The organism is Achromobacter sp. ACRQX (assembly GCF_022346505.1).
Lineage (GTDB): Bacteria > Pseudomonadota > Gammaproteobacteria > Burkholderiales > Burkholderiaceae_B > Achromobacter > Achromobacter animicus.
This window is the reverse complement of sequence record NZ_JAKRML010000008.1, coordinates 185,648-195,559: the sequence shown is the minus strand read 5'-3', so window position 1 is coordinate 195,559 and position 9,912 is coordinate 185,648. Positions and strand designations below refer to the sequence as shown.

Genomic DNA, 9,912 nt, shown 5'->3' with positions numbered 1-9,912 from the left:
GGCTGGGAGGGCGCCGCGGCGCAGGTTGCGCCGCGCGGCAGGCGTCAGTCGCCCAGCGTTTCGATGACGTGGTTCTGGTTGGTGTAGATGCACAGGTCGCCGGCGATCTCGAGCGATTGCTTGACGATCGTCTCGGGCGGGAGGTCGGTGTTGCGCAGCAGGGCCAACGCGGCCGATTGCGCGTACGCGCCGCCGGAGCCGATGGCAGCCAGGCCGTGCTCGGGTTCCAGCACGTCGCCGTTGCCGGTGAGAACCAGCGTGTGTTCGGCATCGGCCACGATCAGCATGGCTTCCAGGCGTCGCAGGACGCGGTCGGTACGCCAGTCGCGGGTCAGTTCGACCGCGGCGCGCATCAGGTTGCCCTGGTGCTTTTCGAGCTTGGCTTCGAAGCGTTCCTGCAGCGTGAACGCATCGGCGGTGGCGCCGGCGAAGCCAGCGAGAATCTTGTCGTGGTACAGGCGGCGGATCTTGCGGGCAGTGCCCTTGATGACGATGTTGCCCAGGGTGACCTGGCCATCGCCGCCCAGCGCGACGCGGTTGCCGCGGCGCACACACACGATGGTGGTGGCGTGAAATTGTTCCATGCGTTCCTTCCGTTGAAAGTTTTAGCTGGGGGCGGTCGCGGGGATATCAAGTAGAAAAAAAGGCCATGCGGTTAACCGGCATGGCCTTTCAGGGACGGAGCGGAAGCGGGACGGATCAGTCGCCGTACAGCTTTTGACGCATTTCACGGCGTTCCTGCGCTTCGAGCGACAGGGTGGCCGTGGGGCGGGCGAGCAGACGGGGGATGCCGATGGGCTCGCCCGTTTCTTCACACCAGCCATATTCGCCGCTGTCGATGCGGGCGATGGATTGCTGCACCTTCTTGAGCAGCTTGCGCTCGCGGTCGCGGGTGCGCAGTTCCAGGGCGTGCTCTTCCTCGATGGTGGCGCGGTCGGCGGGATCCGGCACGAATTGCGTTTCACGCAGGTGCTCGGTGGTCTCGCCGGCGTTGGCCAGAATGTCCTGCTCGAGTTGTTTGAGCCGTTCCTTGAAGAACGCCAGTTGGCGGTCGTTCATGTAGTCCGACTCGGGCATGGCCAGCAATTCCTTTTCGCTGGGCAGATCAATCGCCGTATCGCTCGTCGACTTACTTGATTTTTTGGTTGCTGCCTTGGTAGCCATGTAAACACTCCACTATGAATCGATCCTGGCGCGGGCGTCCGTCCCGGTCCGTGTTACTTGTTGCCTACGCTATCCGTACCTCACAGTACTGCCTTCGTCGCATCGCGTCACGCAGGAATGGGGATTACCCCGCCAGGCACTGCTCCAAGCCCCGGGTAAAAATCTCCTGGGGCAGCTTACGTCCGATGAACACCATCTTGGTGGACGGTTTTTCGGCCGCGGTCCACGGCTTGCCGGGTTCGGCGCCCATCATCATGTGCACACCCTGGAACAACATGCGGCGGTTGATGCCCTTCATGTACAGGATGCCCTTGTAGCGCATCAGGTCGGGACCATAGACCTGCACGACGCCGCCCAGGAATTCCTCAAGGCGCGCGGGATCGAACGGCTTGTTGGAACGGAACACGAACGCGCCGATTTCGTCGTCGTGCTTGGGGTGGTGATGGTGGGCATGATTGCAGTGCGCGCCGCATTCGCCGTCGTGGTCATGATCGTGATCGTGGTCATGGCCGTGGCCGTGATCATGGTCGTGATCGTGCCCGTGGGCATGGTTGTGCGCGGCGTCCGGATGCTCATCGGCCAGGAACTCCGGGTCGATGTCCAGAATGGAATTCAGGTTGAAGCCGCTGATGTCGATGATGGACTTGAGGTCGACGTCGCCGAAGTTGACGGCGGTGATCGGCGCGCGCGGGTTCATGTGAACCAGCCGGTGGCGCAGCGCTTCGTAGTCGACTTCGTTGACCAGGTCTTTCTTCGAGATCAGGATGCGGTCGGCGAAACCGACCTGCTTTTGGGCTTCGGGCTGTTCGTCGAGCGTGGACATGCCGTGCTTGGCATCGACCACGGTGACTACCGCGTCCAGGCGGTAGTACTCGGCGATGTCGTCATCCATGAAGAACGTCTGGCACACGGGGCCGGGGTTGGCCATGCCGGTGGTTTCGAGGATGACGCGTTCAAAAGTGAGTTCGCCGGCTTCGCGCTTGGCGCGCAGCTCGGACAGGGTACGCATCAGGTCGCCGCGCACCGTGCAGCAGACGCAACCGTTGGACAGCTCGATGATTTCTTCGTCGCTGTCCTGCACGAGCAGGTCGTTGTCGATGCTTTCGGGTCCGAACTCGTTTTCGATGACGGCGACGCGGCGGCCATGGAATTCGGTCAGGATGCGTTTGAGCAGGGTGGTCTTGCCCGCACCGAGGAAGCCGGTGAGGATGGTGACGGGAACCATTTTGTCCAAACTGCGCGGGGTGTTCATGGCGAAGCTGCTAGCGTGATGTCAGGGCGTGAAACACAGCGCCTGACGGGGTTTTCAGTCCCTGCCGATTGATGTCTGCCACAGGCTGCGAGAGCCACCGATAGCGGCCGGACGCAGGATTACAGCACAGTCGGGGGCAGGGGGCAAACCCCGGGCCAACCCGGGGGGGCCGTGGCCGCCAGATGGCAGCCGATCGCCGTCAAGTATCGGGCGATACCTCTATTTTGGGGCGGTTTGCCTGAATTCAAGGGCGAGCCGGCGGCCCGGGAGCGGGCGGGCTTGAAATGGCCCGGCCGATGGGGCGCATCCTAAGGATGAGATGCGGCTCGAAATGGGGCTCATCCAAGGATGAAAGGTGCTCGGGATAAGGCCAATCCAAGGATGAGGCGCACCCAATGGATGAAACGCCTCAGGGGCGCCCGCCCAATCAGTGGTGATGGTGGTGATGACCCGCGTCGGCCGGCTGGGTCTTCTGGCACTGCGGGCACAGCGCGCGGATTTCGGTTTCATGCGTGGCCAGCGCATAGCCCGTCTGGGCAACGCGTTCGGCCAACTGACGGCTCATGGCCGGGTCGGAGACTTCAGCGACGGCGCCGCAACCGGTACAGACGACGAGCAGGTCATGCGGTGCGCCGCCGGCGTCGTGGCAGGCGCTCCAGGCATTGACGGCGTCCAGCCGGTGAATGAGGCCTTCGTCCATCAGGAAGTCCAGGGCGCGGTACACCGTGGGCGGCGCAGCGCCCGGGTGGACGGCGCGCATGGCGTCCAGCAGCTCGTAGGCCTTCAGGCTGCGGCCATGGCGCAGCAACAGTTCGAGGACCTTGCGGCGGATGGGGGTCAGGCGGCGTCCGCGCTGCGCGCACAGCGTTTCGGCGACGCTGAGCTGAGCGCCAACGCTGTCGTTGCGGGGTGGACGGGACGGAGCGGACATGGCGGGCTTTATCTGAATGGGAAGCGCGCGCGACGCGCGCGCGAGATGCCTGGAAGGTAGCAGAAAACCCCCGCGTGCGGGAACCGGCCCTGAAGCCGTCATGGTTTAGTTATGATATAACATAATAAAATTGACGCTGGGTCGTATGTTGTTGCTGCGGTTGCCGCTTTCCCGTCGTTGCCGAATTCCGGTGTTGCCTGCCATGTCCCATTTCTCGCTCCTGCCCCCGCGGCCCGGCGCCGCGCCCGGCCGGGGCACGCCGCCCCGTTCCGCGTTTCTCGTTTCCGCCTGGCGCCGCATGGCTTACGCCCTGATGGCCGGCATCGCGCTGTGGGCGTTGACCGGCTGGGCGCTGGACTGGTGGCCGCGATGAACGCGGCGCCCATCACGGTCGAGCTGGTCGACGCATCGTTCGGCTGGCATGGGCGCGCGGCGTTGCGCGCGGTTTCGGGCAGCTTCGCGCCCGGCGGTATGACGGCCGTGGTCGGACCCAACGGCGCGGGCAAGTCGACGCTCATCAAGGGCATCATGGGCGTGCTGCGACCCATGACCGGCAGCGTGCGCATCCAGGGCGCAGGACGATCGGCGTTGGCGTGGCTGCCGCAGGCGGCGGAACTGGACCGCTCATTTCCGACGACAGTGCTGGACCTGGCGGCCATGGGCGCCTGGCGCCGGGTCGGCGCATGGCGCGCGTTCAGCAACGACGAGCTGGACCGGTGCATGCACGCACTGGAAACCGTAGGGCTGGCTGATTGCGCCGGCCGCGGCGTGGATACGCTGTCGGGCGGGCAGATGCAGCGCGCCCTGTTTGCACGGATGCTGGTGCAGGACGCGCCGGTGCTGTTGCTGGACGAACCCTTTGCGGCCGTGGACAGCCACACCGCCGAGGAACTGATGGCGCTGTTGTGCGGCCTGCATGGACAGGGCCGTACCGTGATCGCGGTGCTGCACGACCTGGACCTGGTGCGCGATCACTTTCCGGAAAGCCTGCTGTTGTCCGGTTCAGTGGTGGCCTGGGGCGACACCACCGCCACCTTGAGCGAGGCGCATCTGAAGACGGCGCGCCAACGCCACGCGGGAGCCTGGGCATGACGCTCGTGGATTGGGTGGTATCGCCGTTCCTCGACTACGGTTTCATGCGGCGCGCGCTTGCGGGTGCTTGCGCGCTGTCGCTGGGCGCGGCGCCTTTGGGTGTCTTTCTGGTGCTTCGGCGCATGAGCCTGATGGGCGATGCGATGTCGCACGCCATTCTGCCGGGTGTGGCGGTGGGCTTTCTGATGGCCGGCCTGTCGCTCGGCGCGATGATGCTGGGCGGCATTGCGACTGGACTGGCCGTGGCATTGCTGGCGGGGCTGGTGGCCCGGCTGACGCCGTTGCGCGAAGACGCGAGCTTTGCCGCCTTCTACCTGATATCGCTGGGGCTGGGCGTGCTGCTGGTGTCCCTGCGCGGCTCCAACATGGACCTGCTGCACGTGCTGTTCGGCACGGTGCTGGGCCTGGACGACGCGGCGTTGCTGCTTGTGACCGCCACGGCCAGCGTGACCTTGCTTGTGCTGGCGGCCATCTACCGGCTGCTAGTTGCCGAATGCCTGGACCCGGGATTCCTGCGCGCCAGCGGCGGCATGGGCGGCGTCGTGCACATGGGCTTTCTGGTGCTGGTCGTGGTGAATCTGGTGGCGGGCTTTCAGGTGCTGGGCACGCTGATGGTGGTGGGCATCATGATGCTGCCGGCCGCCGCGGCGCGGTTCTGGGTGCGCAGCGCGGCCCGTCAGATTCCGCTGTCGGCGGCGCTCGGCGTGGCGTCTTCGGTGGCCGGGCTGCTGGTCTCCTATCACTTCGACGTGCCGGCCTCGCCCGCGATCATCCTGGCAGCCGGCGCCTGCTATCTGTTTTCCATCGTGGGCGGCCCGCAAGGCGGGCTGCTGCGGGCAACGCGCCGCGCGCGCCCTGCCTGAGACTTCATAAGGAGATTGACCATGCGTTCGATTCTGCCGGCACGCCGCCGCGCACTGCTGGCCATGGCGGGCGTCTGCCTGTCGGCCATGTTGGGAACCGCGCAGGCGGCCGAGCCGCTGAAAGTGGTGGCCAGCTTTTCCATCCTGGGCGACATCGTGCGGGAAATTGGCGGCGCCGACATCAGCCTGACGACGCTGGTCGGGCCTGACGGTGATGCGCACGGGTACGAACCCGCGCCGGGCGATGCGAAAAAGCTCGCGGATGCGCGCGTGCTGGTGGTGAACGGCCTGGACTTCGAGACCTGGCTGCCCAAGCTGACGAAGGCGTCCGGATTCGCCGGACAGACGGTGACGGCGTCCAAGGGCGTGACGCCGCGCAAGTTCGCGGGGCATGGCGATGGGCACGCGCACGGGGCTGATCACGATCATGATCACAAGGACGGACACGGTCACAAGCACGGCGATGACCACGACCATGACCATGACGATGACCACGACCACAAGCCCGGCCATCACCATCACCATGGCGACGCCGACCCGCATGCCTGGCAGAGCCTGGCGAACGGCGTGATCTACGCGCGCAACGTGGCCGACGGCCTGGCCGCCGCGGATCCCGCGCATGCGCGGGCGTATCGCCAACGCGCCGACGCCTACATCGCCAAGCTGCAGACGCTGGACGCCAGCGTGCGCAAGACCTTTGGCGCCATCGGCGCCGATCGCCGCAAGGTCGTCACCTCGCACGATGCGTTCGGCTATTTCGGCGACGCGTATGGCGTGACGTTCATCCCCGCAATGGGCGTGTCGACCGACGCCGAGCCGTCGGCGCGCGAGGTGGCCGCGATCATCGAACAGGTGCGGCGCGACAAGGTGCCCGCGGTGTTCGTCGAGAACATCAGCAGTCCCAAGCTGGTCCAGCAGATCGCGCGCGAGACCGGCGCAAAGGTGGGTGGTACGCTCTACTCCGATGCCCTGTCCAAGCCTGGACAGCCGGGCGCCACCTACCTGGAAATGTTTGAATGGAACGCACGCCAGCTTGCCGCGGCCTTGCAACCCTGAGCGCCGTGGCGGCGCTGCTGGCGGCGGGCGCCGCCAGCGCGCACCCGCACATGTGGATCGATGCGCGCGCGCAGATCGACGTCGATGCCGAACAGCGCATCACCGCCGTGCGGCAGGTGTGGCTGTTCGACGAAATGTTCGGCGCCTACGCGACGCAGGGGCTGAAAAAGGCCAAGGACGGGACGCTTCCCGCCGACACCCTGAAAGGCATGGCGCAGGATTGGATGAAGGCGCTGGGCGAGCCGATCTCGCATTACTTCACGCGCGTCACCGTTGACGGCAAGACCGCGGCATTCGCCGCGCCTCGCGACGCCCGCGTCGACTGGAACCCCAAGACCACACGGCTGACGCTGTCCTTCACGCTGCCGCTGGACAAGCCCGTCGCGCCGGGTGCGGGCGGCGCGCAAGTGGACATCTACGACCCCACCTATTTCGTGGCCTACGCATTTGAAGAGAAGGGGGCGGTGTCGCTCGGCGGTCCGCAAGGCGCGGCCTGCAAGGCCGACTACCGCAAGCCCAAGGAACTGGATTGGAAAACCATGCAGGAACTGGCCGCGATCCCGGCCGACCCGGACGCCTTGCCCGACGAACTGTTCGCCATTACCAAGGGACTCACGCACCGCATCGAGGTGCGATGCCCGTGAGCCGCTGCGCGCGCGCGCTGGCGATCGTCCTGCTGATGCTCGGTGGGCTGTCGATTGCGGCCGCACAAGGCACGCATCCCTTTGGCGTGCCGGAAAGCGGGAGCGGCCTTGCCGGTCCCGGCTGGCTGTCCAGTTTTTTTGGCAGCGTGTCTGTCTGGCAGTCGCATTTCTACCGGCAACTGACGGGCGCTGTCCGTGCCTGGCAGGCGGACGGCGGCGCAGCGTGGGCCTTGGTCGGCCTGTCGTTCGCCTACGGCGTCTTTCATGCGCTGGGGCCGGGCCATGGCAAAGCGGTGATTTCGTCGTACGTCCTGGCCAATCGCCAGACGGCGCGCAACGGTGCGCTGCTGGCTTTGGCGTCTTCGCTGATCCAGGCGCTGGTGGCGATCGTGATGGTGGCGGTGCTGGCGTTGATCTTCAACGCGACGGCGGCGACGATGAACGAAGCGACACGCTGGCTGGAGCTGGCGTCGTATGCGTTGGTGACGCTGTTGGGCGTGTGGCTGGTGTGGGTCAAGGCGGTGAGGCCGTTGCTGCGGCGGGCTGGGGCGCGTGAACATGCAGCGCATGACCATGCAGATGCGCCGGTGCATGTGCACGAACACGCGCACGAACATGCGCATGGGCATGAGCACGTACACGAGGACGTACACGAGCACCGGCATGATCACGAACACGCGCACAAGCATGCGTACGGCAATCCGCAGGTTCAGGTCCAAGCGCATCACCACGATCATCACCATGACCACGACTGCGGTTGCGGACACGCGCACGTACCCGCGCCGGAACAGGTTGCCGGTCCGATGAACTGGCGCCGCGCGTGGTCGGCGATTTTCGCGGTGGGCCTGCGGCCCTGCAGCGGCGCGTTGATCGTGCTGGTGTTCGCGTTGTCGCAGAATTTCTTTCTTGCCGGCGTCGCATCGGCGCTGGCGATGGGGTTGGGCACGGGGCTGACCGTGGCGGCGTTGGCTTGCCTGGCTGTTGCGGCCGGGAGCGCCGCGACGCGTCTGGGCAGCCGCCTGTCCGGCGCTGGCGCGGCGCGGCTGCGCTATGCGGTCGAGGCGCTGGCCGCGATGGCGGTGTTGTTGCTGGGCGTGATGCTGCTGGGCGGCATGTTGGCCGCGGGCGGGTAGGCGATGCTCGCGTGCGGGCCGGGCGTTTGATCAGGCTGCACGAGCGCCCCGCCAAGAAAGGTCAGGACTTGCGCCCGGCGCGCGGATGGGCCTGGTCGTAGGCCTTGGCCAGATGCTGGAAATCCAGCCGCGTGTAGATCTGCGTGGTCGAGATGTTGGCGTGGCCCAGCATCTCCTGCACGGCGCGCAGGTCTTGCGCGGATTGCAGGACGTGGCTGGCGAAACTGTGGCGCAGCACGTGGGGATGCACATGCGTGGGCAGGCCCGCCGTCTGCGCGATGCGCGCAAGCTGCAACTGCACCACGCGGGGTGAAATGCGGCGTCCGCGGGCGCCCAGGAATAACGCGGCCGCGTCTGCGGGCGGCGGCGAGGGCAGCGCAAGCTGCGGACGCACCTCGATCCACTTGCGCAGCGCGGCCAGGGCCTGCTGACCGACCGGCACCGAGCGGCGTTTGCCGCCCTTGCCCAGCACCACGACTTCGGCGTCATCCAGATTCAGCCAGCCGCGCGACTCGGAATCGGCGGTGCGCTCGTAGCGCAGGTCCAGTCCCACCAGTTCCGACAGCCGCAGTCCGCTGGAATACAACAGCTCGAACATGGCCTGGTCGCGCAGCGCGGCCGGTTCGGTGGCGACCTGTGCCGGCGCGCTTTCCAGCAGAGCCTGGGTCTGTTCGACCGACAGGGCCTTGGGCAGGCCACGGGGCGCTTTGGGCGCGCGTACGCCCGCGACGGGATTGCCGGCCAGTTCGACGGCAGGCGCCCACCATTGATAGAAACCGCGCCACGCCGCGAGTGTTCGGGCGAGACTGCGCGGACCGCGGCCTTGCGCGTGCAGGCGCGCGACGAACTGCCGGATGTGGCCGTTGCCGAGCTTGTCGAGCGGCAGACCGGCCTTGTAGGCCAGTTCGCGCAGAAAATGCAGTTCGCGCCGGTAGCCGTCCAGCGTATGGGGCGAGTACCGGCGGTTGGTCTCCAGATGGCGCAGCCAGGCGCGCATCGGATCCGGCAGCGGGGGCGGATTGTTGGCTTGCTCGGCTTCTTGCTCCGCATTCTGCTCGGCGTTCTGCATCGCGTTGTCCTTGTCCGCCCCGGCAGCCCTACGCCTTGGGCGAGGCCGGATTCAACCGGTGCAAAGCCGCCGACGCCAGCTGGCCGACGGATTCAAGAAACGTCGTGCCCATTTCCGGCGTGAAACGTTCCGGGTCATCTGAACCCAGCACCAGCAGGCCCACGGCCGCGCCGTCGGCTTCAAGGCGCAAGGGAACCAGCGCCAGCGACTTGGGCTTGGCGTCCAGCCACGCCACCGCTTCGAAGGCGGTGTCGGCGCCGACATACGGCGTTTTCAGGCTGTCGGTGAAGGTGCGCACGTCATCGGATACGGGCTCGCCGTAGCCGTGATCGGGCAGGTCAGACAGGTTCCACAGGCGCAGCGCCACGTGGTTCAGTTCGAATTGTTCGGCCAGGCCCAGCGCGATTTCGCCGGGCACCAACTGAGGATCGCATTCGGACAGCAGGCGGCAGCACCACTTGGCCACGTGCGAACCGATGGTCTCGTTGGCGGTGGCGTTGCGGACCAGTTCGTTCAGGCGCCATTCGAGTTCGCGGGTGCGCTCGCGCAGCGTGAGGATCTGGCGTTCGCCCAGCGAGATGGCGCGCGAACCGTGCGGATGCGGCACCTGCAGGGTGGCGAAGACTTCGGCGTGTTCGTCGAAGAAGCCGGGGTTCTCTTGCAGGAAGGTTGCGATGTCCTGGGCGGTGAAAGCGGTATCGGTCATAG

Annotated in this window: 12 protein-coding genes; 6 read left to right on the top strand and 6 right to left on the bottom strand. The window is 66.3% G+C overall.

The window, feature by feature from the left end; genetic code table 11:
* Positions 1-44 precede the first annotated feature (44 nt).
* The 4 genes from hslV to MHZ91_RS10330 all read right to left on the bottom strand — a co-directional run bounded on the left by hslV (position 45) and on the right by MHZ91_RS10330 (position 3,347).
* On the bottom strand, positions 45-584 hold the full coding sequence (gene hslV, locus MHZ91_RS10345) for an ATP-dependent protease subunit HslV (protein WP_054430777.1): 540 nt from the start codon (positions 582-584) through the stop codon (positions 45-47).
* A gap of 115 nt (positions 585-699) precedes the next feature.
* Positions 700-1,164, bottom strand: a complete 465-nt coding sequence (dksA, locus tag MHZ91_RS10340) for an RNA polymerase-binding protein DksA (protein WP_056327244.1) — start codon at positions 1,162-1,164, stop codon at positions 700-702.
* Positions 1,165-1,288: 124 nt separating this feature from the next.
* Positions 1,289-2,416: a GTP-binding protein gene (locus MHZ91_RS10335; RefSeq protein WP_191577591.1), complete on the bottom strand. Its 1,128-nt coding sequence runs from the start codon at positions 2,414-2,416 to the stop codon at positions 1,289-1,291.
* Between the two features lie 427 nt (positions 2,417-2,843).
* The gene (locus MHZ91_RS10330) at positions 2,844-3,347 is read right to left on the bottom strand and encodes a Fur family transcriptional regulator (protein WP_056327248.1); all 504 of its coding nucleotides are present in this window, start codon (positions 3,345-3,347) and stop codon (positions 2,844-2,846) included.
* A 202-nt stretch (positions 3,348-3,549) separates the two neighbouring features.
* Here MHZ91_RS10330 and MHZ91_RS10325 point away from each other — a divergent pair, with 202 nt between their 5' ends.
* The 6 genes from MHZ91_RS10325 to MHZ91_RS10300 are packed head-to-tail and all read left to right on the top strand — an operon-like array spanning position 3,550 to position 8,135.
* On the top strand, positions 3,550-3,720 hold the full coding sequence (locus tag MHZ91_RS10325; RefSeq protein ID WP_175124911.1) for a hypothetical protein: 171 nt from the start codon (positions 3,550-3,552) through the stop codon (positions 3,718-3,720).
* The gene (locus tag MHZ91_RS10320) at positions 3,717-4,439 is read left to right on the top strand and encodes a metal ABC transporter ATP-binding protein (protein WP_175186213.1); all 723 of its coding nucleotides are present in this window, start codon (positions 3,717-3,719) and stop codon (positions 4,437-4,439) included. Before MHZ91_RS10325 ends, MHZ91_RS10320 begins: the two co-directional genes overlap by 4 nt.
* Positions 4,436-5,302 carry a metal ABC transporter permease gene (locus MHZ91_RS10315; RefSeq protein ID WP_175124913.1) on the top strand — a complete coding sequence of 289 codons (867 nt, stop codon included), beginning with the start codon at positions 4,436-4,438 and terminating at the stop codon, positions 5,300-5,302. The genes MHZ91_RS10320 and MHZ91_RS10315 overlap by 4 nt, the downstream gene beginning before the upstream one ends.
* Positions 5,303-5,323: 21 nt before the next feature.
* Positions 5,324-6,358: a metal ABC transporter solute-binding protein, Zn/Mn family gene (locus tag MHZ91_RS10310; protein WP_239213522.1), complete on the top strand. Its 1,035-nt coding sequence runs from the start codon at positions 5,324-5,326 to the stop codon at positions 6,356-6,358.
* Positions 6,319-7,002 carry a DUF1007 family protein gene (locus MHZ91_RS10305; RefSeq protein WP_175136854.1) on the top strand — a complete coding sequence of 228 codons (684 nt, stop codon included), beginning with the start codon at positions 6,319-6,321 and terminating at the stop codon, positions 7,000-7,002. Before MHZ91_RS10310 ends, MHZ91_RS10305 begins: the two co-directional genes overlap by 40 nt.
* A complete protein-coding gene (locus tag MHZ91_RS10300) occupies positions 6,993-8,135 on the top strand; it encodes a nickel/cobalt transporter (protein ID WP_218342554.1) in 1,143 nt (380 codons plus the stop codon). Before MHZ91_RS10305 ends, MHZ91_RS10300 begins: the two co-directional genes overlap by 10 nt.
* A gap of 61 nt (positions 8,136-8,196) precedes the next feature.
* On the opposite strand, the gene xerC is transcribed toward MHZ91_RS10300, so the two are convergent.
* Together xerC and MHZ91_RS10290 are read right to left on the bottom strand one after the other, a co-directional pair.
* Positions 8,197-9,204 (bottom strand): tyrosine recombinase XerC, encoded by a 1,008-nt coding sequence (xerC, locus tag MHZ91_RS10295; protein WP_304505267.1) that lies wholly within the window; start codon positions 9,202-9,204, stop codon positions 8,197-8,199.
* A 28-nt stretch (positions 9,205-9,232) separates the two neighbouring features.
* Complete coding sequence (locus MHZ91_RS10290) at positions 9,233-9,910, bottom strand: DUF484 family protein (protein ID WP_175136852.1); 678 nt, start codon at positions 9,908-9,910, stop codon at positions 9,233-9,235.
* Positions 9,911-9,912 lie beyond the last annotated feature (2 nt).

Coding starts and splice junctions, on each gene's coding strand:
- hslV (WP_054430777.1), bottom strand. CDS start 584: ATGGAACAATTTCACGCCACCACCATCGTGTGTGTGCGCCGCGGCAAC.
- dksA (WP_056327244.1), bottom strand. CDS start 1,164: ATGGCTACCAAGGCAGCAACCAAAAAATCAAGTAAGTCGACGAGCGAT.
- MHZ91_RS10335 (WP_191577591.1), bottom strand. CDS start 2,416: ATGAACACCCCGCGCAGTTTGGACAAAATGGTTCCCGTCACCATCCTC.
- MHZ91_RS10330 (WP_056327248.1), bottom strand. CDS start 3,347: ATGTCCGCTCCGTCCCGTCCACCCCGCAACGACAGCGTTGGCGCTCAG.
- MHZ91_RS10325 (WP_175124911.1), top strand. CDS start 3,550: ATGTCCCATTTCTCGCTCCTGCCCCCGCGGCCCGGCGCCGCGCCCGGC.
- MHZ91_RS10320 (WP_175186213.1), top strand. CDS start 3,717: ATGAACGCGGCGCCCATCACGGTCGAGCTGGTCGACGCATCGTTCGGC.
- MHZ91_RS10315 (WP_175124913.1), top strand. CDS start 4,436: ATGACGCTCGTGGATTGGGTGGTATCGCCGTTCCTCGACTACGGTTTC.
- MHZ91_RS10310 (WP_239213522.1), top strand. CDS start 5,324: ATGCGTTCGATTCTGCCGGCACGCCGCCGCGCACTGCTGGCCATGGCG.
- MHZ91_RS10305 (WP_175136854.1), top strand. CDS start 6,319: ATGGAACGCACGCCAGCTTGCCGCGGCCTTGCAACCCTGAGCGCCGTG.
- MHZ91_RS10300 (WP_218342554.1), top strand. CDS start 6,993: ATGCCCGTGAGCCGCTGCGCGCGCGCGCTGGCGATCGTCCTGCTGATG.
- xerC (WP_304505267.1), bottom strand. CDS start 9,204: ATGCAGAACGCCGAGCAGAATGCGGAGCAAGAAGCCGAGCAAGCCAAC.
- MHZ91_RS10290 (WP_175136852.1), bottom strand. CDS start 9,910: ATGACCGATACCGCTTTCACCGCCCAGGACATCGCAACCTTCCTGCAA.